This window comes from Phenylobacterium sp. LjRoot225, from assembly GCF_964252855.1.
Lineage (GTDB): Bacteria > Pseudomonadota > Alphaproteobacteria > Caulobacterales > Caulobacteraceae > Phenylobacterium.
In genome coordinates this window covers 734,389-753,005 of the sequence record NZ_CAXUPL020000001.1, presented here as the reverse complement: position 1 = coordinate 753,005, position 18,617 = coordinate 734,389, and the positions used below count along the sequence as shown (strand labels likewise).

Genomic DNA, 18,617 nt, shown 5'->3' with positions numbered 1-18,617 from the left:
CGATATGGGCCAAGATGCTCGCAAAGACGTCCGACCCAGGGGAAACGCGATGAAGAAGGCCGATCTGAGCCCCGAGGCGGCCCGGACCGCCGCCAGCAGCTATCCCGAGCCGCACAACCGCAAGCTCGAGGGGCGCAAGACCTGGGTGCTGACCAAGGCCTTCGGGCTCAGCCAGTTCGGGGTCAATCGGGTGGAGCTGCCGCCGGGCGCCTGGTCGACCCAGCGCCACTGGCACAGGACCAACGACGAGGCGGTCATCGTCATCTCCGGCGAACTGACCCTGGTGACCGACGACGGCGAGGAGGTGCTGGGCCCGGGCGACTGCGTCGGCTTCAAGGCCGGGGTCCCGAACGCCCACCATCTGCAGAACCGCAGCGACCAGCCGGCGGTCTATTTCGACATCGGCGGGCGCGACGCCTGGGACGTCTCGACTTTCCCGGACATCGGCCTGGAGGCCCGCACCCACATGCAGCTGCAGTTCAGGCCGCTGAAACGCTGATGCCCATCCGCCTCTACTACTTCCCCACCCCGAACGGGCGGAAGGTCAGCATCGCGCTCGAGGAGATGGGGCTCGATTATGAGATCGAGCGGATCGACATCCTGCGGGACGAGCAGTCGCGGCCGGACTTCCTGGCGATCAGCCCGAACGGCCGCATTCCCGGACTGGTGGATGAAGACGCCCATGGCGAGCGGGTGGTGATCTTCGAATCCGGCGCGATCCTGCAGTATCTCGGACGCAAGACCGGCCGCTTCTATCCCACGGGCGAGGCCAGGCGGTCCTGGGTCGACGCCTGGCTCTTCTGGCAGATGGCGGGGCTGGGGCCGATGACCGGCCAGGTCACCTGGTTCCGGCGCGCGAGCGCCAAGCCCGGGCGCGATCCGCGCGACTGTTCTTTCGCTCTGCACCGCTACGAGAAGGAGATGCGCCGGCTCTACGGGGTGCTGGAGACGCAGCTCGCCGGCCGCGACTTCATCTGCGACGACTATTCGATCGCCGACATGGCCTGCTGGCCCTGGGTCGCGCAGCATCACGACTACCTGGGCCGCCTCGACCAGTTTCCCAACATCCAGGCCTGGTCCGACCGCATCCAGACGCGCCCGGCGGTGCTGCGGGCGATGGTCGTGGGCCTCGAGGGCCTGCCTTAGGCCGCGCCAGGAAGGCGGCGCGTCGCTCACGATCGAGTGTCCGCAAGAACCGAAACGGCGTTCGCCGGTTCGTCTCATACTTGAGCTGACAGCTCCGATGAGGCGCAAGCGCGGACGCGCAACTGATCTCGGCGTCACCTTGCGATCGATAGGGAGACGTTGATGAAGAAGAACCTGATCTGTGGCGTGGGCCTCGCCGGCCTGATCCTGGCCGGCTGCGGAACCACGCCGACCGAGCGGGCGGCCACCGGCGGCCTCGCCGGCGCCGCGCTCGGGGCGGCGGTGGGCGACAGCGCGCTGACGGGCGCCCTGGTCGGCGGCGCGGCCGGGGCCGCGATCGGCTACTACACCGCGCCCAAGACCGGAGAGCGGGTGGACCGCCGACAGTACTGGGACGCCCGCGCCGGCCGGTACTATTTCCAGGACCGGTCGACCGGCCGCTACTACTGGGAAAACGGCGCGCCCCGCTACTGACACACGCCTGAAGCGGGGCTCGCCAGCGCCGCCTAGAAGCGCTGCGCGCCGTCCAGGCGGATGGTGGTGCCGTTCAGGAAGTCATTCTCGACGATATGGGCCGCGAGGATCCCGTACTCGTCGGGATCGCCCATGCGCTTGGGGTTCGGCACCAGCTTGCCCCAGCGCTCCTGGGCGTCCTCCTGGCTCATCTTGCCGTAGGCGAAGGTGAAGAAGGTGCCCGGCGCGATGGCCATGGTGCGGATGCCGACCGGGGCGAGGTCACGCGCCATGGTCAGGGTCATGCCGATGATCCCGCCCTTGGCGGCGGAATAGGGCACCTGGCCGGGCTGACCCTCGAAGCCGGCGATCGAGGCGGTGTTGATGATCACCCCGCGCTGGTCGGAGGCGAGCGGCTCGTTCTTGGCCATCGCCTCGGCGGCGTAGCTCGAGACGCAGAAGGCGCTGGTGAGGAAGACGTGCACCTGCTGGGCGAAGTGCGCCATGGACAGGCGCTTGCCCTCGCGGTTGATCGTCCGGCCGCCGGCGTCGGGCGGCGGCGGACCGCCATGGACGATGACGGCGGCCCGCAGCGGACCGATGTCCACCGCCGTCTGGACGGCCTTGGCGATGGACGCCTCGTCCATGATGTCGGTGCGGACATAGACCGAACCGTTGCCCAGCTCCTTGGCCAGGGCCTCGCCGCGTTCGTCCGCCACGTCGGCGATGACGACCCGGGCGCCCTTCTGGGCCAGTCGACGCGCGGTAGCGCCGCCAAAGCCGCCGGCGCCGCCGGTGACCAGAGCCGAGGCGTTCGTAAGGTCCATCGTGTCCTCCCTTGGAGCGTTGTCGACTGGCGGCGGGTCGCGCGGAATGGCGCCAGGGCGCCAAAGGCGGTTTCGCCGGCTCCGAAGGTGATTAGCGCGAAAGCCGTGCCGGTTGCCAGAACCGCCGTCGCTTGAACGCGTCGGCGATACTGTCAGGTCTGGTTGTGTTCGCCGCAATGGCACTTCACGACCACGTCGCTGAGGTCGCTCCCGTCGACCGCCGTCAGGATGACCTCGTCGCAGGCTCCGCACCGGTAGGAGGTTTCGCCCGGGTTCGCCTGGACGGAGGCAGCCTGCACCACCTGGCGGCGACCGATAAAGAGACCCGGGACGGTGCGCAGTTGAACGAATGACACGAGGGACGCTCCAGTTTGATGCAGTTTGCCTGCTCTGGATCAACGTGTTGCAAGGAGCGGCCCAGGCGGTGACTGCGGCACGCGCGTGCTTATGATGCCGGCGATGACCACCCCTCCCCCGCCCGAAACCCTCTCCCCCGTCGACCGGCTGCTGGCGATCATGGCCCGGCTGCGCGATCCCGAGACCGGCTGCCCCTGGGACCAGGAGCAGACCTTCGCCACCATCGCGCCCTATACGGTCGAGGAGGCCTATGAGGTCGCCGATGCGATCGAGCGGGAAGACCTGGCCGACCTGAAGGACGAACTGGGCGACCTGCTGCTGCAGGTGGTCTTCCATTCCCGCATGGCCCAGGAGGCCGGGGCCTTCACCTTCGCCGACGTGGTCCAGGCGATCAACGACAAGATGATTCGCCGTCATCCGCATGTGTTCGGCGACGGCGCCTACGCCTCCCTCGCCGACCAGAAGGCCGGGTGGGAGACGCTGAAGGCCGAGGAGCGTGGGCGCAAGGGCCGGGCCGAGAGCCTGCTGGACGATGTCCCGGTGGGGCTGCCGGCGCTGACCCGGGCGGTGAAGCTCTCCCGGCGCGCCGCGCGCGTGGGCTTCGTCTGGCCCTCGGTGAAGGAGGTCATGGAGAAGCTGCACGAGGAGGTCGCCGAACTGGAGGCCGAGCTGGCGGTCGGCGATGTGGAGAAGGCCCGCCAGGAGATGGGCGATGTGCTCTTCGTCGTCGCCAACCTGGCGAGGACCCTCGACGTGGATCCGGAGGATTCGCTGCGCTTCGCCAACGCCAAGTTCGCCCGGCGCTTCCGCTATATCGAGGCCAGGCTCGCGGAGCGGGGCAAGACGCCGGAGGATTCCGACCTGGCGGAGATGGACGCGCTCTGGGACGAGGCCAAGGCGGCGGAGAAAGGCTGAGCGCAGCGGTTTCTGAGGGGGAGAAACTCCCGGCGAAATGTTCTAGAGAGCCGCGCATGTCCGAGACCCTGCCGCTTCAAGACAAGATCGCCCTCGTCACCGGCGCCAGCCGCGGCATTGGCCGCGCCGCCGCCGTCGCGCTCGCCAAGGCCGGCGCCCAGGTGGTGGCCGTCGCCCGCACCCAGGGCGGGCTGGAGGAGCTGGACGACGAGATCCGCCAGGCCACCGGCCGCGCGACGACCCTGGTGCCGCTCGACATCTCCGACGGCGACGCCCTCGACCAGCTGGGCTTCTCCCTGCATCAGCGATTCGGCCGGCTCGACGTCCTGGTGCACGCCGCGGCCATCCTGGGCCCGCTCACGCCGGTCGCCCACATCGAGCCCAAGCACTGGGACCGGGTGCTGGCGACCAACCTCACCGCCACCTACCGGCTGATCCGCACGACGGAGCCGCTGCTGCGCGCCGCGCCTACCGCCCGCGCCATCTTCCTGACGACCAGCCGCGCGCAGCGGCCGAAGGCCTTCTGGGGGCCCTACGGCGCGACCAAGGCCGGGATGGAGAACCTGGTGCGCACCTGGGCCGACGAGCTGGAGCAGACCAACGTCCGCGCCGTCCTCCTGGAGCCGGGGGCCGTGCGCACCAAGATGCGGGCCGAAGCCATGCCGGGTGAGGATCCCACGACCCTGCCCGATCCGTCGGAGATCGCGCCGCTGATCCTGGAGCTGGCGCTCAAGGCCGATCTCGGCCTGCCGACCTCTAACGTGGACTTCGCTTATTGGAAGTCGGCCGCGAGGCCCGCTTCGGCTTGACGCCGGGCCGGGCCAGCTTCTGGGTCCGACCGCGCGGATTGCCCGGCTTGGTCTTCGGCTTCGGCGGTTTGCCCGGATTGCCGGTCTTGGTCCTGGAGGGACGAGACTTGGTGAGCGCCGCTGGCGCGGCCTTCGGCTTTGCAGCGGCCGGCGCCGTCTCCGGCGCGGCCGAAACCCGCGCCTTGCGGGGCGCAGTCCGGGCGGCGGGGCGCGGCGCCGGCTCGTCGCCGTCTGCGAAGGGGTTGCGGGTCGAGCGAAGGCTCACGCGCAGCGGCACGCCCGGCAGGTCGAAGCTTTCACGAAGCGAGTTGATCAGGTAGCGCCGATAGCTCTCCGGCAGCTGTTCGGCCCGCGTGCAGAAGAGCACGAAGGTCGGCGGCCGGGCCTTGGTCTGGGCCATGTATTTCGGCTTGATCCGCCGGCCGGCCACCGAGGGCGGCGGATGGCGCTGGGTCGCCATCGCCAGCCAGGTGTTGAGGTCCTTGGTCTTCACCTTGGTCGACCAGTCGGCGTGGGTCTTGAAGACCGCCGGCATCAGCTTGTCGAGCCCGCGCCCGGTCTCGGCCGACAGCGCGATGATCGGCGCGCCGCGAACCTGCGGCAGCTGGCGCTGGGCCTCCTCGATGAAGGCGGCCAGCGTCGCCTGGGGATCTTCGACCAGGTCCCACTTGGCGAGCACGAAGACCAGGCAGCGGCCCTCCCGCTCGACCAGGTCGGCGATCTGCAGGTCCTGGGTCTCGAAGGGATGGGTGGCGTCCATCACCAGGATCACCACCTCGGCGTAGGTGATGGCGCGGATCGAGTCCTGGGTGGAGAGCTTCTCCAGCTTCTCCTGGACCTTGGCCTTGCGGCGCAGGCCTGCGGTGTCGACCAGGCGCACGGCGCGGCCGTCCCAGTCCCAATTCACCGGAATGGCGTCCCGGGTGATCCCGGCCTCAGGGCCGGTCAGCAGCCGGTCCTCGCCGATCAGCCGGTTCACCAGGGTCGACTTGCCGGCGTTGGGCCGTCCGACGATGGCGATGAGGACCGGCTTGTCGCCCTGTTCTTCCGCCTCGTTGTCCTCGGGCGCCACCTCCAGAAGGGCGGCGTAGAGATCGGCCATGCCCTCGCCATGCTCGGCGGAGATCGGCACCGGCTCGCCCAGGCCCAGGGTGAAGGCGTCGAGGATGCCTGCGTCGCCTTGCTTGCCCTCGGCCTTGTTGGCGCACAGCACCACCGGCTTGTCGTGCTTGCGCAGGATTTCGGCGAACACCCGGTCGAGCGGCGCCACGCCCTCGCGGGAGTCGATGACGAACAGCGACACGTCGGCTTCCTCGATCGCCAGCTCGGTCTGGAGCCGCATGCGCGCCTCCAGGCTCTCGTCGTTGACGTTCTCGAAGCCGGCGGTGTCGATCAGCTCCAGTTCCAGGTCGCCCAGCTGGCCGGGGGCGAACCGGCGGTCGCGGGTGACGCCGGGCTGATCGTCGACGATGGCGAGCTTCTTGCCGGCCAGGCGGTTGAACAGGGTCGATTTCCCGACGTTCGGACGGCCGACGATCGCAAGTTTCAAAGGCATGGACTTACTCTAGACCATTCGCAGGCGAAGTGGACACCGGTTCGACGTAGCGAATGGTCTAACTTCAAGATCTTAGGAGCATTCGGCGGCCCGAAAGAACCGCCGAATGCTAGGATGCTCGTCTCAGCGCAACGCGATGAGCTGTCCGGTGTCGCTGACCAGATAGATCATGTTCCCGGCGGCGATCGGGCCGATGATGGTCGGCGCGCCGAGATTGACCCGCCGTTCGATCTCGCCGGACTTGGCGTTGACCGAGATCAGCTGACCGGTCGCGCCGGCCAGGATCAGCCGGTTGTTCGCCAGGATCGGGCTGGACCAGAGCGGCTTCTGGACGGCGCGGCCGCCGATGCCGAAGAATCCGCCGCGCTTCTTCGCCTTGAAGCCGGCGTTGAGGTCGCGGATCCAATAGACTTGGCCGCTCTCGCGCGAAGCGCAGATCAGCTGGCCGTCGCGGGAGACGACATAGACCACGTCGCCGGCCGCCCAGGGCGAGGTGACGCCCACGACCGGCAGGGTCCAGCGGGACTGGCCGGTGCGCAGGTCGGTGGCGGCGAAGACGCCCGAGTGGCTGACCGCGAAGACGTCGCCCTGGTAGATCACCGGACGGCCTGGAATGTCGCGGATCTCGGAGAGCGCGCTGGTCTGGCTGGTGCGCGACAGAGCCGCGTTCCAAAGATCGCTGCCGTTCTGCGCGCGCAGGGCGACGAGCTCGCCCGATCCGAAGGCGGCGACGACGGAATCCCCGCTCACGGCCGGGCTCGACGCCGCCAGGATGCGGGCCGGCTCCGACAGCGCCTGGTAGGTCCAGCCGGCGGCGCCGGTCGCGGCGTCGAAGGTCATCAGGGTGTTGTCGATCGCCACCGCCATGACGCGGCCGTCGACCACCGTCGGCGCGGCGTGGATCGGCTGATCCGTGCGAGTGCGCCAGCCGATTGCGCCGGTGGCGGCGTCCAGCTGGACGACTTCGCGGAAGCCTGACGAGACATAGAGCTTGCCGTTGGCGTAGGCGACGCCGCCGCCGAAAGCCTCGCGGTCGCGCTTGCCGCCGGTGCGGACATTGGTGCGCCAGACCTGGGCGCCGCTCTGAGCGTCGTGCGCCGTGACCGAGGCGTCGGCGTCCATGGTGAAGATGCGGCCGCCGGCGGCGATCGGCGGGGCGGTGACAAAATAGCCCTTGCCGGAGCCGCGGCCGATGTCGCGCTTCCAGACGATCGACAGGTTCGGCGCCGCGTCGACGTTTTCGACCGACTGCTCGGGCGTGCCGCCCGGCAGCGGCCAGTCGGCGATCGCCGTGGGCGTCGGCAGGGCGAAGTCGACGCCCTTCAGCGCCTCGGCGACTTCGAGCTTCTGGTCGGCGGGGACGATCGAGATCCGCTCGCCCGCGCTCGCCGTCTCCTTGGGGCCGTCCTTGCCGTTGAAGGGATTTATGCGGCCCAGCGTCGAGCAGCCGCTCGCCCCGAGGGCGGCGACCATGAGGACGGTGAGAAGACGGATGCGGCGCGACGTCATTGAGGACCCGGGGCTTGGGGTTGCGCCGGTTCGGTCGGCGCAAGGGCGGTGGGCGGGAGAGCTGCGGCGGCGCGGACGGTCGTGGCGACCGCCTTGGCCGATCCGGAATCGATCAGGCCGATCGCGGCCTTGGCGCGGGCGCGGGCGCCCTCGGGGGCGTCCAGCATGCCGGAGATGATCACGAAGTCGCCGCGGGCGCCGGCGTGGTCGCCGCCCATCAGCTTGGAGAAGGCCAGCGCCTCGCGAGCTTCCACGCGATAAGGGCGGCCGTCCTGCATCAAGGGCGTCAACCGCGCCTCCACGTCCTTCTTGGGCGCGGTGTCGAGGAGGGCGAAGGCGGATTTGAGGCGCGCGGCGTCGGCGATCATCGGGTCGGGCGCGGCCTCCGCGGACTTGTCGAAGAACTGCACGGCCGCAGCGGTCTTGTTCTGCGACAGCTGGATGCCGCCGAGCTGCATCAGCGCCAGCGACTTGTAGGCCTTGGCCTGGGATTGACTGACGTCGGTGAACAGCTTGGTCGCCTGGTCGGCGCGCCCCTGCTGCAGGGCTTCGAGCCCCGCCTCATACTGTTCCGAAGCCTTGCCGGTCGCCTGCTCCTGATAGTGCGACCAGCCCCACCAGGAGAGCGCCGCGATCAGGACGGCCGCCGCCAGGCCCAGGACCCATGGCAGGATCTTGAACGCAAACGTCCGGTAGCGGTCGGAGCGAAGCTGCTCCTCGACCTCTTCAAACAGATCGGCCACGAATGGGGACTCCGGACTCAGATGCGCGGCGGCGCGCAGAGGCCGGGAACCTATAGCGCGCGGTCCCGCCCTGCAACGCTCCGAAATCGAAGGCTCTCTCTTCGTTTGCGGCAGGCTCCTCTCCCCGCTTGTGGGGAGAGGCTGGGTGAGGGGTGGCGCAGGCCCGAAAGCGGGCATGGCGATTGCGCGGACGGGCGTCTCATGGCGGCGATATCAGGTGTCGTGGCGACGCCGAGCCGCCCCTCACCCTACCCTCTCCCCGCAAGCGGGGAGAGGAAGTTTATCCCGCCTTGGCGAAATAGATCTCCGCCGGGCCGGGGAACCGGCGGGCGCGGACGTCCTCGGCGTAGGCGGCCGCGGCGCGGCTGATCTCGCCCTTCAGGTCGGCGTAGCGGCGGACGAACTTCGGGGTCCACTCGAAGAGGCCGAGCATGTCGTCGGCGACCAGCACCTGGCCGTCGCAGCCCGCCGAGGCGCCGATGCCGATCGTGGGGACGGCGATGACCTCGGTGATCTCCCGGGCAAGCCCCTCGGCCACCCCCTCGACGACAACGGCGAAGGCGCCGGCCTCCGCGCTGGCGCGAGCGTCCTCGAGGATGCGCTGCCGCTCTTCGCCGCCCTTGCCCTTGGCCTTGAAGCCGCCGTCGACCAGCACCGACTGCGGACGCAGGCCGACATGGCCCATGACGGGAATGCCGCGTTTGACCATGTATTCGATGGTTCCGGCGATCAGTTCGCCCGCTTCGACCTTCACCGCCTGGGCGCCGGTCTCCTTCATCATCCGGGCGGCGTTGGCGTAGGCGACCTCGGCCGAGGCTTCATAGGAGCCGAACGGCATGTCGACGACGACCATGGCCTTCTTCGAGCCGCGCATCACCGCCTGGCCGTGCAGGATCATCATCTCCAGGGTGACGCCGACGGTGTTGGGCAGGCCATGGACCACCATGCCGACGCTGTCGCCCACCAGCAGCAGATCGCAATGGTCATCCAGGATTTCCGCGACCGGGGCGGTGTAGGCGGTCAGGCAGACGATCGGCGTCTTGCCCTTGCGGGCGGCGATGTCCGGGGCCGCCACGCGGCGGACCTGGTCCTGGCGATGCGATGACACGGGGTCAGATCTCCTCGATCACGCGGGTGAGCACGAAGCCAATCATGACAATGGCGACAGCGACGGCGATCCATACCACGACCCCGCCGCTGGGCAGCGTCGATATCCATTGCGCCGGCGCAGTTTGGGTCAGGCCTGTGGAGAGGGCGCGCGCGGAGGTCCCGGCCGACTCCATGCGATGGAAGACCCCGGAGACGACCATCTGGCTCGCCCCCACCACGCCGCCGGTGACCCCGGCGGCGCCGATCAGCCAGCGGCGCGCGGTCCAGCCGCGGTCGAGACGCTGGGCGATGCGGTCGGCGAAGGCGTCGTCGTCGGCGAAGGCCGGAGCGTCGGCGAAGAGCCGCTCCAGCCGGCGTTCGAAGTCGGGCTCAGCCATCACCGCGGCTCCCTTGCAGCGGGCCGGTAGCCGGCGCCAGTCGCGCCCGCAGCTTCTCCAGCCCGCGTTTGACGTGGGATTTGACGGTTCCAAGCGGCAGGTTCAAGGCCTCCGCCGCCTCGCCGTGCGAGAGGCCGGCGCCGAAGCAGAGGGTGACGCACAGTCGTTCGGCGGGGCTCAGCGTCTTCAGCCCTTCCTCCAGATCGATGCGGCCGTCGGCGTCGTCCGCCCCGACTTCGTCCGTCGGCGGCGCCTCGACCACCGCCGCCAGCCGCCGCTCGCGCTGGAGCCGGCGCAGGTAGAGCCGCGCGGCGATCCGCTTCACCCAGCCGGCGAAGGTCCCCTCCCCGCGAAACTCGGCGATCCGCCCGAAGGCGGCGAGGAAGGCGTCCTGGGCGAGATCGTCGGCCTCCGCGCCCGGCGCGCCCATCCGGCGCAGCAGGCCGCGCACCGCCGGGCCGTGGCGGCGCACCAGTTCGCCGAAGGCCACACGTTCGCCGGTCACGGCCTGAGCGCACAGCTCAAGGTCGTGCAGTTCCGCGAAGCGCAGCTTTCTCGCGCTGGCCATGGGCGTCAGATCCCCCGGCCGTAGCTTAGGTGCGGTCCTTGCCGAGCTGGGCGATGGCGATCAGCGCCAGGCCGATGAAGCCCGGGATCGCGGCGACCCCGATCATCGGATAGGTCGCGTCCGGCTCGCCCTGGCCGATAAGCAGGCCCATCACCACAAGGCCCAGCGCCACCGCCACCAGGATCACGCCGCGCCGCAGATCGCGCTGCGGAGAGGCCGGCGGCTTGGCGTCGGCGGTCAGCATGGTGATCACCTCGGGCGGCAAGGGCTGTCCCTTGTCGATGGCCGCGCGAAGCGTCTCGGCCATCTTCCGACGCTCCAGACTCTTCAGATAGCGCGGACCGATGACGATTGCTGCGATCATCGCGAAGAATGTCAGCGGGATTAGGATTTCCATCCGACGGAGTTCTTTCTCGACTGTTGGGCGGATCGTTCCGCCACTGCAGGGAAAGAGGCGGCGAATGCGAGCAATAGATGCAACCTAGGCCATGAAATCTTCGTCATGAAACGCCGCGGCTGCGGCTCAGCCGAACTGCTGCTCGTATTCGGCGGGCTTGAAGGCCACCAGCAGCTTGCCGTCGACGTCCAGCACCGGGCGCTTGATCATCGAGGGCTGGGCCAGCATCAGGTCGACGGCCTTGGCCGCGTCGATCCCGGTGCGGTCGGCGTCGGGCAGCTTGCGGAAGGTCGTCCCTGAACGGTTCAGCAGCACCTCCCAGCCGAGCTTGGCGACCCAGCCCTCCAGGCGCTCGCGCTCGATCCCCTGCTTCTTGTAGTCGTGGAAGTCGTAGGCGACGCCGTGCTGGTCAAGCCAGGTCCAGGCCTTCTTCATGGTGTCGCAGTTGCGGATGCCGAAAAGCGTCGTCGTCACGGCCAAGCCTCGTCCAAATGTCAGCGCCGGTGCGATCTCGCCCGATTCGCCGGCCCTTGAGGGGCTGAGGAACTGGACCTCGAGCGGCCGCTCCGGCAAAATGGCGTCGACGACAGCGCGCGGCGCGGTCCAACCGCACGCGCCCCAAGACTGGCGCCAAGGAGATCTTGATGGACCAGGGAACCCAGGAAGCCTGCCCGTTCGAGTTCAACTTCGACCCGGCCTCCTTCAAGGTGGGCGACACGGTGAGCTATCGGGTGCCCAGCCAGTTCCAGGACTTCCCCTTCGTCGGCACCCTGCTCGAGGTGCATGAGGACCATGTGATCCTCGCCTCCGATCCCAAGGACCCGAAAGACCGGATGCGCGCCACCCGCGAAAGCCGGCCGATCGTAGCCGCCGACCAGCTCGTCTGATCCGGCGCGCGGCGATCCGCGCCCACCCCTCGCCCCATCTCCGCGGGTTGACCTGCAGCGGGAACGGCCTACGTCAGCCGTTCGTCCACAGCTGTTCGGCCGCGACCCGCACCTAATTCCGATCCGAGACTCATCATGCCCGCCTATCGCTCCCGCACCTCCACGCATGGCCGCAACATGGCCGGCGCCCGTGGCCTCTGGCGCGCGACGGGCATGAAGGATGGCGATTTCGGAAAGCCGATCATCGCGGTGGTGAACTCCTTCACCCAGTTCGTGCCCGGCCATGTCCACCTGAAGGATCTCGGTCAGCTGGTGGCGCGCGAGATCGAGCGCGCCGGCGGGGTCGCCAAGGAATTCAACACCATCGCCGTCGACGACGGCATCGCCATGGGCCACGACGGCATGCTCTACAGCCTGCCGTCGCGCGACCTGATCGCCGACAGCGTCGAGTACATGTGTAACGCGCACACTGCAGACGCGATGGTCTGCATCTCCAATTGCGACAAGATCACTCCGGGCATGCTGATGGCCGCCCTGCGCCTCAACATCCCCGCGGTCTTCGTCTCCGGCGGCCCGATGGAGGCCGGCAAAGTCGTCCTGCGCGGCAAGGAAGTGGCCCTCGACCTGGTCGACGCCATGGTCGCCGCCGCCGACGACAGCATGACTGACGCCGAGGTCGACGCCATCGAGCGCTCGGCCTGTCCGACCTGCGGCTCCTGCTCGGGCATGTTCACGGCCAATTCGATGAACTGCCTGACCGAGGCGCTCGGCCTGTCGCTGCCGGGCAATGGCTCGGTGCTGGCGACCCACGCCGACCGCGAGCGGCTGTTCCTTGAAGCCGGCCATCTGATCGTCGACATCACCCGGCGCCACTACGAGCAGGACGACGACAGCGTGCTGCCCCGCTCGGTGGCCAATTTCAGGGCGTTCGAGAACGCCATGAGCCTGGACATCGCCATGGGCGGCTCGACCAACACGGTCCTGCACCTGCTGGCGGCGGCCCACGAGGCCGGCGTCGACTTCACCATGGACGACATCGACCGTCTGTCCCGCAAGGTGCCCTGCCTCTCCAAGGTCGCGCCGGCCAAGTCCGACGTGCACATGGAGGACGTCCACCGCGCCGGCGGCATCATGGCCCTGCTGGGCGAGCTCGAGCGCGGCGGCCTGATCCATACCGCCACCCCCACCGTGCACAGCCCGACCCTGGGCGACGCCCTGGAGCGCTGGGATGTGCGCCGCAGCGCCAGCGAGGCCGTGCAGACCTTCTACCGCGCGGGGCCCGGCGGCGTGCCGACCCAGACGGCCTTCAGCCAGAACCGCCGCTGGAAGGAGCTCGACGTCGACCGCGAGGCGGGCGTCATCCGCGACGTCGAGCATGCCTTCTCCAAGGACGGCGGCCTGGCGGTGCTGAAGGGCAACCTCGCCCTGGACGGCTGCATCGTGAAGACCGCCGGCGTCGACGAGAGCATCCTGAAGTTCTCGGGCCCCGCCCGGGTGTTCGAGAGCCAGGATGCGGCGGTCAGCGCCATCCTGACCGGCAAGATCCAGGCCGGCGACGTCCTGGTGATCCGCTATGAGGGCCCGCGTGGCGGGCCGGGCATGCAGGAGATGCTTTATCCGACCTCCTATCTGAAGTCGAAGGGGCTGGGGAAGCAGTGCGCCCTGCTCACCGACGGGAGGTTTTCGGGCGGAACTTCGGGGCTCTCCATCGGCCACGTCTCGCCGGAAGCGGCCGAGGGCGGGCTGATCGGCCTGGTCGAGGAGGGCGATCTGGTCGTGATCGACATCCCCGAGCGCACGATCCAGCTTTCGGTCAGCGACGCGGTGCTGGCCGAGCGCCGCGCGGTCATGGAGGCCAAGGGCGTCGACGCCTGGAAGCCCGGGCAGCGGGACCGCAAGGTCTCGACGGCCCTGCGCGCCTACGCGGCCTTCACCACCAGCGCCGCCCGCGGCGCGGTCCGCGACGTGGATCAGCCGCGCCGCTAGGCTTGGTTTTCAATACTGTTTTCCCCGTTCAATACCGGTCATCCCCGCTTTCGCGGGGATGACCGGATGTTGTGAGGCGTCTCAGCCCCCCGTCCGCTCGCCGCTCCAGGCGGCGATGATGCAGAACGAGATGAACTATCCGTGCTGCTGGCGCCGGTCGGCTGCTCTGGCGCCCCTTACCCCTACCGTCATGGCCGGGCTTGTCCCGGCCCCCCATGAACACCGCATCGCAGCGGGAACCCACAAGCCTCAGTGTGCATGGGTTCCCGGCACAAGGCCGGGAATGACGGCGTGGGAGCGGCGGCCGCAAGACCCTTGGGAGCCGCTGAGGACGGCACGCCGACGACCCGACCCCAGTTCAATCAACGCCACGCCCTCGGGCGGCAGGTCGAGCACGAGTTCCCGCGCCTTGCCGAGCTTGCGGATTTCGGGCGGCGCGAGCTCGGCCGCGGCGCGGATCTTCGCCATCTGGTCGCGCGTCGGATATTTGGGCGAGCCCAGCGCCCGCCAGGTCGGATAGGGCGAGCCGCGGTCCTGGTCGACGTAGCTCACCTTCACCGCCTGACCGGGGTTCGCGCCCTGCAGGCTGACGCGCAGCCGCTTGGGCCCGCCCACCACCTTGCGATCGCTGCTGGCGCCGGGAATGCCCGCCGGTTGCTGCACCTCGGCCAGGTTCCAGACCAGCACTGCGGCCCCGCCGCCCGCACGCCGCGTCGCCAACGCCGGCCCCGCGGCCTGCAGGCGGCGGTGTCCCAGCCGGTTCATCAGCTTGTAGGTGTTGAACGCCGAGCGCGGAACGGAGCCGCGCGACAAGAGACCCCAGCCGTTGTCGCCCTCCTTGAACACCCATGACGGCGCCTGCAGCTCCTCATAGGTCCCGCTGAGCTGCCACTGCGACATGGCGTGGCAGTACGGCAGGCAGCCGGTGATCACGTGGGCGATCATCGCCGGGCTGTCCGACGACCACTCGCCGAGCCAGAGCTCGGCGCCCTTGAACTTGCTGGCGTCGATCGCCTCGCCGAAAATCCGCGTCTGATTGTCGCCGGCGTAGACGTGGGTCGAGACGAAATCGAGCGGCAGGTCGTTGGCGGCGCAGAAGGCCAGGAATTCCGGAATCCATTGCACCGCCGAGGTGGACGGGCCGCCCACCCTGATCGCCGGATCGACGCTTTTCACCGCCGTCGCGGTGGCGCGGTAGAGCTCGAAATAGTCCGCCTGGGTCCCGCTCCAGAAGGCCGCCAGGTTGGATTCGTTCCAGACCTCGAACGGCCATTGGCGGACCTCGGCCGCGCCATATCGCTCGATCAGGTGGCGTGTGAACTGGCGAACGAAGTCCTGCCAGTCCGTCAGCGACTGCGGCGGCGTCACATTGGCCTTGTAGTTGCCGAACACCCGGGTCCCGCTGGCGAGCCGGCCCCGCATGAAGCTCATCTCGACAAACGGGCGCTGGCCAAGATCCAGCAGTCCGTCATAGACGGCGTCGACGTTCTGGAAGTTGAAGTCCGGGCTGGCCCGGCCGAACATGGGCTTGCCCCCACCCCCAGTTCGTCGTCGAAAATGCCGTGGAAGCGGACGCGCTCCAGGCCCAGCTCCTGGCGTCCGCGCTTGGCGTCCAGGCGCCAGGACTCGCGCATCGTGATCTCGGCGCGATCAGAGCCGACGCAGTGTTTCCAGATGTGGTCCAGGGCCCCTGCGTCGCGCCGCAGATCGACGTCGACGGTCTCGACAGGCGTCTGCGCAGCGGCCGAGCCGCCGAGCGCGGACAACGCCAGCAGCGTTCCGCCTGCGCCAGCGACCTCACGGCGATTCAGCATGCCGACTCCTGGAAAACGACCTTTATCGAACGGTTTCGTCCGTTTGACCTGGGCGAGGCGGCGCCTAAGGTCGCCGCGTTCGGACCGGGAGGATTATTTCTATTTATGAAATTTGTTAGAGCAATCACTCTCGCCCTGATGACGTCCTCAGCCGCCGCGGCGCTCGCGCCTTGCGCCCTCGCCGCCGACGCCGGGGCTTCCGTCGCGGACGCCCGCGCGGAGCGGACGCTGAAGCAGCTGACGCTGGATGAGCGCTTCGACCTGATCCGCGGCTACATGCCTTTCCTGCTGCCGCCGGCCGAGCAGCCGAAGGGGGTCATCTTCGGCGCGGGCTATGTGAAGGGCGCGCCCCGGCTGGGCGTCCCGCCGCTGATCGAGAGCGATGCGAGCCTCGGGGTGGCCAACATGGCCAGCGTCATGCGCCGCGACGACGTGGCGACCGCCCTGCCCTCCGGCGCCGCCATGGCCGCGACCTGGGATCCCGCCCTGGTCGAGCGCGCGGGCGCGATGATCGGCGCCGAGGCGCGGGCCAAGGGCTTCAACGTCCTGCTCGCCGGCGGCGTGAACCTGGTCCGCGAGCCGCGCAACGGCCGCAACTTCGAATACCTCGGCGAAGACCCGCTGCTGGCCGGCACGCTCGGCGGCCACGCCATCCGCGGCGTGCAGTCCGCCCGGATCATCTCGACGATCAAACACTTCGCGCTGAACGCCCAGGAGACCGGCCGGATGGTGCTCTCCGCCAACCTCGACGAGGCGGCGCTGCGCGAGAGCGACCTCCTCGCCTTCGAGATCGGCGTCGAGATCGGCCAGCCAGGCGCGGTCATGTGCGCCTACAATCAGGTCAACGGCGTCTACGCCTGCGAGAACAGCTTCCTGCTCAACGACGTCCTGCGCCGGGACTGGGGCTACAAGGGCTTCGTGATGTCCGACTGGGGCGCAGTCCACAGTCCGTCGATCCGCGCCGGCCTGGACCAGCAGTCCGGCACCCAGGCGTCCGACAAGCCCTATTTCGGGGCGATGCTGCGTGCGGAGCTGGCCGCCGGCCGGGTCACCGAAGCCGACATCGACCAGGCCGCGCGGCGGATCCTGCGCACCATCTACGCCTCGGGGGTCGCCGACCACCCGGTCAAGATGGGCCTGCCGATCGACTACGCGGCCCACGGCGAAGTCGCCCAGGCGGTGGCCGAAGCCGGGATCGTCCTGCTGAAAAACGACGGCGGCCTTCTGCCGATCGCCGCCTCGGCGAAGCGGATCCTCGTCGTCGGCGCCCACGCCGACGTGGGGGTCGTCAGCGGCGGCGGCTCCTCGCAGGTCAACCCGGTGGGCGGCGCGGCGCTGGCGCTCAGCCCTCCGGGCGAACCGGTCTGGCGCAAGAAGCTCTATGCGCCCTCCTCGCCCTTGCTCGCCCTGAGGGAAGTCCTGCCGCAGGCCGCCATCGCCTATGACGACGGAAGCGACCCGCAGCGCGCCGCCGCGGCCGCGCGCGACGCCGACCTGGTGGTCGTCTTCGCGGAGCAGTTCACCACCGAGGGCAAGGATGTGCCCGACCTCAACCTGCCCGACAATCAGGATGCGTTGATCACGGCGGTCGCCGCGGCCAATCCCAGGACCGCCGTGGTGCTGGAGACCGGCGGGCCGGTGCTGATGCCGTGGCTGGACAAGGTCGGCGCGGTGCTCGAGGCCTGGTATCCCGGCCAGCGCGGCGGCCAGGCCATCGCCCGCATCCTCACGGGCGCAGCGAACCCCTCGGGCCGACTGGCGATCACCTTCCCGGCGACGATCGAACAGACGCCCAATCCGAAGCTGCCCGGCGCAGACATTGCAGTCGGCAAGAGCGAACTGGACCTCTACGACCTGCCCGACGACCGGAAGCACTTCCCGGTCGGCTACCCGGAAGGCGCCGACGTCGGCTACCGCTGGTACGACCGCACCCGCGCCAGGCCGCTGTTCGCCTTCGGCCATGGTCTCAGCTACACCCACTTCGCCTACCGCGACCTCGCCGTCAGCGGAGGAACGGGCCTTCGCGTCGCCTTCCAGGTCGCCAACGTCGGCGCGCGCGCAGGAACGGAGACCGCACAGGTCTATGCCCGGGTGAACGGGGTGAAGCGTCTCGTGGGTTGGAGCCGGGTCGATCTGAAGCCCGGCGAGACGCGCCAGGTGTCGGTGACGGCCGATCCGCGGCTGCTGGCGGCCTTCGACGTCAAGCGGCGCAGCTGGCATGTGGCGGCCGGCGTCTACACCGTCGAGGTGTCCGCCGCGGCGGACAGGCCGATCCTCGCCGGCAAGGCCAGGCTCGCCGAACGGCGCATCCGGCCATAGGCGGGTCCGCCTGGTAGCCTCCGTCCTAGGCAGGCCCCCGTCTTAGGCAGGCCCCCCTCTTAGGCAGGCAGGGCGATCTTCATGTCCGCCAGCGCCAGGCGAAGGAGTTCGGCCATGGTCGCATGCGCCCGGTCGGCGTCCTGGTCGCGGATGGCTTCGTAGACCGCGACATGGTCCGGCAGCGGATCACGCGGCAGGGCGCGGGTGCGTTGCTTGAAGGTGGTCGTCCAGCTCACCGCCGCGCCGACGGAGCTGGCCAGGGAGGCCAGCGGCTCGTTGCATGCGGCGGCCAGGATAGCCTTGTGGAACTGTTGATCGGCCGCGCGTCCCTCCGGCGTCGCCAGCCCATGGCGGCGCATGCCCTCGACGGCCTCGCTCATCGCCTTGAGGTGGGCGTCGGTGCGCCGTCGCGCGGCGAAGGAGGAGGCGGCGGGTTCGATCACGCCGCGAAGCTCAAACAGATCGCGCACGAAGGACTCGTCCGGCTCGCCGGCGAACATCCAGGCCAGCACGTCCGGGTCGAGCATGTTCCAGCGGCTGCGCGGCGTCACCCGGGTGCCGGTCTTGGGGCGGCTTTCGAGCAGCCCTTTCGCCGTGAGGATCCGCACCGCTTCGCGATAGGCCGTCCGCGAGACCCCGAGGCGCTCGGCCTGATCGATCTCGCCGTCGAAGATCTCGCCCGGCAGATGGCGGCCCGCAAGGATCGCCGTGCCGAGGTCGTGGGCGATCGTCTGATGGATACGCAGCGCCGGTTTTCCCTTCGTCGATCGATTGTCCAAAGGCGCGTCTCCCCGGCCTTGTGTCCGATCCGGACACTAGCAAGTTCGCAGCGCCGCTGCGCGTTT

General features: G+C 69.2%; 21 protein-coding genes. 8 read left to right on the top strand and 13 right to left on the bottom strand.

Annotated elements, in window-relative coordinates; all coding sequences use genetic code 11:
• Positions 1-49 precede the first annotated feature (49 nt).
• The 3 genes from ACSQ2B_RS03590 (at position 50) to ACSQ2B_RS03580 (ending at position 1,620) form a co-directional block, all read left to right on the top strand.
• Positions 50-499, top strand: coding sequence for a cupin domain-containing protein (locus ACSQ2B_RS03590; RefSeq protein ID WP_436047406.1), 450 nt, complete (start codon positions 50-52; stop codon positions 497-499).
• Positions 499-1,146, top strand: coding sequence for a glutathione S-transferase family protein (locus ACSQ2B_RS03585; protein WP_436047404.1), 648 nt, complete (start codon positions 499-501; stop codon positions 1,144-1,146). The genes ACSQ2B_RS03590 and ACSQ2B_RS03585 overlap by 1 nt, the downstream gene beginning before the upstream one ends.
• A 162-nt stretch (positions 1,147-1,308) precedes the next feature.
• Positions 1,309-1,620: a hypothetical protein gene (locus ACSQ2B_RS03580; RefSeq protein ID WP_436047403.1), complete on the top strand. Its 312-nt coding sequence runs from the start codon at positions 1,309-1,311 to the stop codon at positions 1,618-1,620.
• Between the two features lie 32 nt (positions 1,621-1,652).
• On the opposite strand, the gene ACSQ2B_RS03575 is transcribed toward ACSQ2B_RS03580, so the two are convergent.
• Together ACSQ2B_RS03575 and ACSQ2B_RS03570 are read right to left on the bottom strand one after the other, a co-directional pair.
• Positions 1,653-2,426 (bottom strand): SDR family NAD(P)-dependent oxidoreductase, encoded by a 774-nt coding sequence (locus ACSQ2B_RS03575; protein ID WP_436047401.1) that lies wholly within the window; start codon positions 2,424-2,426, stop codon positions 1,653-1,655.
• Between the two features lie 152 nt (positions 2,427-2,578).
• Complete coding sequence (locus ACSQ2B_RS03570) at positions 2,579-2,782, bottom strand: hypothetical protein (RefSeq protein WP_436047400.1); 204 nt, start codon at positions 2,780-2,782, stop codon at positions 2,579-2,581.
• 94 nt (positions 2,783-2,876) lie between these two features.
• Between ACSQ2B_RS03570 and mazG the strand changes: the two genes are divergently transcribed.
• The gene (mazG, locus tag ACSQ2B_RS03565) at positions 2,877-3,698 is read left to right on the top strand and encodes a nucleoside triphosphate pyrophosphohydrolase (protein ID WP_436049572.1); all 822 of its coding nucleotides are present in this window, start codon (positions 2,877-2,879) and stop codon (positions 3,696-3,698) included.
• A 56-nt stretch (positions 3,699-3,754) separates the two neighbouring features.
• The gene (locus tag ACSQ2B_RS03560; protein ID WP_436047399.1) at positions 3,755-4,507 is read left to right on the top strand and encodes an SDR family NAD(P)-dependent oxidoreductase; all 753 of its coding nucleotides are present in this window, start codon (positions 3,755-3,757) and stop codon (positions 4,505-4,507) included.
• Here the strand turns inward: ACSQ2B_RS03560 and der are convergent.
• The 8 genes from der to ACSQ2B_RS03520 form a co-directional block, all read right to left on the bottom strand.
• Positions 4,455-6,062 carry a ribosome biogenesis GTPase Der gene (der, locus tag ACSQ2B_RS03555; RefSeq protein WP_436047397.1) on the bottom strand — a complete coding sequence of 536 codons (1,608 nt, stop codon included), beginning with the start codon at positions 6,060-6,062 and terminating at the stop codon, positions 4,455-4,457. The genes ACSQ2B_RS03560 and der overlap by 53 nt on opposite strands.
• A 123-nt stretch (positions 6,063-6,185) precedes the next feature.
• On the bottom strand, positions 6,186-7,571 hold the full coding sequence (locus tag ACSQ2B_RS03550; RefSeq protein WP_436047395.1) for an outer membrane protein assembly factor BamB family protein: 1,386 nt from the start codon (positions 7,569-7,571) through the stop codon (positions 6,186-6,188).
• Entirely contained in the window at positions 7,568-8,314 is a 747-nt protein-coding gene (locus tag ACSQ2B_RS03545) for a tetratricopeptide repeat protein (protein ID WP_436047394.1), read from the bottom strand. Before ACSQ2B_RS03545 ends, ACSQ2B_RS03550 begins: the two co-directional genes overlap by 4 nt.
• Before the next feature lie 280 nt (positions 8,315-8,594).
• The gene (panB, locus tag ACSQ2B_RS03540) at positions 8,595-9,422 is read right to left on the bottom strand and encodes a 3-methyl-2-oxobutanoate hydroxymethyltransferase (RefSeq protein WP_436047393.1); all 828 of its coding nucleotides are present in this window, start codon (positions 9,420-9,422) and stop codon (positions 8,595-8,597) included.
• Between the two features lie 4 nt (positions 9,423-9,426).
• Positions 9,427-9,801 (bottom strand): hypothetical protein, encoded by a 375-nt coding sequence (locus tag ACSQ2B_RS03535; protein ID WP_436047391.1) that lies wholly within the window; start codon positions 9,799-9,801, stop codon positions 9,427-9,429.
• Positions 9,794-10,369: an RNA polymerase sigma factor gene (locus ACSQ2B_RS03530; protein ID WP_436047389.1), complete on the bottom strand. Its 576-nt coding sequence runs from the start codon at positions 10,367-10,369 to the stop codon at positions 9,794-9,796. The genes ACSQ2B_RS03535 and ACSQ2B_RS03530 overlap by 8 nt, the downstream gene beginning before the upstream one ends.
• A gap of 25 nt (positions 10,370-10,394) precedes the next feature.
• Positions 10,395-10,766 (bottom strand): DUF6249 domain-containing protein, encoded by a 372-nt coding sequence (locus ACSQ2B_RS03525; RefSeq protein WP_436047388.1) that lies wholly within the window; start codon positions 10,764-10,766, stop codon positions 10,395-10,397.
• Between the two features lie 126 nt (positions 10,767-10,892).
• On the bottom strand, positions 10,893-11,240 hold the full coding sequence (locus ACSQ2B_RS03520; protein WP_436047386.1) for an ArsC family reductase: 348 nt from the start codon (positions 11,238-11,240) through the stop codon (positions 10,893-10,895).
• Between the two features lie 170 nt (positions 11,241-11,410).
• Here ACSQ2B_RS03520 and ACSQ2B_RS03515 point away from each other — a divergent pair, with 170 nt between their 5' ends.
• Both ACSQ2B_RS03515 and ilvD read left to right on the top strand, forming a co-directional pair.
• Positions 11,411-11,653, top strand: coding sequence for a hypothetical protein (locus ACSQ2B_RS03515; protein WP_436047384.1), 243 nt, complete (start codon positions 11,411-11,413; stop codon positions 11,651-11,653).
• Between the two features lie 135 nt (positions 11,654-11,788).
• On the top strand, positions 11,789-13,639 hold the full coding sequence (gene ilvD / locus ACSQ2B_RS03510; RefSeq protein ID WP_436047383.1) for a dihydroxy-acid dehydratase: 1,851 nt from the start codon (positions 11,789-11,791) through the stop codon (positions 13,637-13,639).
• Positions 13,640-13,888: 249 nt separating this feature from the next.
• Here ilvD and ACSQ2B_RS03505 read toward each other — a convergent pair whose 3' ends face one another.
• Positions 13,889-15,163 (bottom strand): GH39 family glycosyl hydrolase, encoded by a 1,275-nt coding sequence (locus tag ACSQ2B_RS03505; protein WP_436047381.1) that lies wholly within the window; start codon positions 15,161-15,163, stop codon positions 13,889-13,891.
• Entirely contained in the window at positions 15,067-15,453 is a 387-nt protein-coding gene (locus ACSQ2B_RS03500) for a GH39 family glycosyl hydrolase (protein WP_436047379.1), read from the bottom strand. The genes ACSQ2B_RS03505 and ACSQ2B_RS03500 overlap by 97 nt, the downstream gene beginning before the upstream one ends.
• 105 nt (positions 15,454-15,558) lie before the next feature.
• Here ACSQ2B_RS03500 and ACSQ2B_RS03495 point away from each other — a divergent pair, with 105 nt between their 5' ends.
• Positions 15,559-17,772, top strand: coding sequence for a beta-glucosidase family protein (locus tag ACSQ2B_RS03495; protein ID WP_436047377.1), 2,214 nt, complete (start codon positions 15,559-15,561; stop codon positions 17,770-17,772).
• Positions 17,773-17,831: 59 nt separating this feature from the next.
• Here the strand turns inward: ACSQ2B_RS03495 and ACSQ2B_RS03490 are convergent, their stop codons facing one another.
• Positions 17,832-18,551: a FadR/GntR family transcriptional regulator gene (locus ACSQ2B_RS03490; RefSeq protein WP_436047375.1), complete on the bottom strand. Its 720-nt coding sequence runs from the start codon at positions 18,549-18,551 to the stop codon at positions 17,832-17,834.
• Positions 18,552-18,617: the final 66 nt, after the last annotated feature.

What these genes read in the sequence shown, in the direction of transcription:
- ACSQ2B_RS03590 (WP_436047406.1), top strand. Translation starts at nt 50, where the DNA reads ATGAAGAAGGCCGATCTGAGCCCCGAGGCGGCCCGGACCGCCGCCAGC.
- ACSQ2B_RS03585 (WP_436047404.1), top strand. Translation starts at nt 499, where the DNA reads ATGCCCATCCGCCTCTACTACTTCCCCACCCCGAACGGGCGGAAGGTC.
- ACSQ2B_RS03580 (WP_436047403.1), top strand. Translation starts at nt 1,309, where the DNA reads ATGAAGAAGAACCTGATCTGTGGCGTGGGCCTCGCCGGCCTGATCCTG.
- ACSQ2B_RS03575 (WP_436047401.1), bottom strand. Translation starts at nt 2,426, where the DNA reads ATGGACCTTACGAACGCCTCGGCTCTGGTCACCGGCGGCGCCGGCGGC.
- mazG (WP_436049572.1), top strand. Translation starts at nt 2,877, where the DNA reads ATGCCGGCGATGACCACCCCTCCCCCGCCCGAAACCCTCTCCCCCGTC.
- ACSQ2B_RS03560 (WP_436047399.1), top strand. Translation starts at nt 3,755, where the DNA reads ATGTCCGAGACCCTGCCGCTTCAAGACAAGATCGCCCTCGTCACCGGC.
- der (WP_436047397.1), bottom strand. Translation starts at nt 6,062, where the DNA reads ATGCCTTTGAAACTTGCGATCGTCGGCCGTCCGAACGTCGGGAAATCG.
- ACSQ2B_RS03550 (WP_436047395.1), bottom strand. Translation starts at nt 7,571, where the DNA reads ATGACGTCGCGCCGCATCCGTCTTCTCACCGTCCTCATGGTCGCCGCC.
- ACSQ2B_RS03535 (WP_436047391.1), bottom strand. Translation starts at nt 9,801, where the DNA reads ATGGCTGAGCCCGACTTCGAACGCCGGCTGGAGCGGCTCTTCGCCGAC.
- ACSQ2B_RS03530 (WP_436047389.1), bottom strand. Translation starts at nt 10,369, where the DNA reads ATGGCCAGCGCGAGAAAGCTGCGCTTCGCGGAACTGCACGACCTTGAG.
- ACSQ2B_RS03525 (WP_436047388.1), bottom strand. Translation starts at nt 10,766, where the DNA reads ATGGAAATCCTAATCCCGCTGACATTCTTCGCGATGATCGCAGCAATC.
- ACSQ2B_RS03515 (WP_436047384.1), top strand. Translation starts at nt 11,411, where the DNA reads ATGGACCAGGGAACCCAGGAAGCCTGCCCGTTCGAGTTCAACTTCGAC.
- ilvD (WP_436047383.1), top strand. Translation starts at nt 11,789, where the DNA reads ATGCCCGCCTATCGCTCCCGCACCTCCACGCATGGCCGCAACATGGCC.
- ACSQ2B_RS03505 (WP_436047381.1), bottom strand. Translation starts at nt 15,163, where the DNA reads ATGTTCGGCCGGGCCAGCCCGGACTTCAACTTCCAGAACGTCGACGCC.
- ACSQ2B_RS03500 (WP_436047379.1), bottom strand. Translation starts at nt 15,453, where the DNA reads ATGCTGAATCGCCGTGAGGTCGCTGGCGCAGGCGGAACGCTGCTGGCG.
- ACSQ2B_RS03495 (WP_436047377.1), top strand. Translation starts at nt 15,559, where the DNA reads ATGAAATTTGTTAGAGCAATCACTCTCGCCCTGATGACGTCCTCAGCC.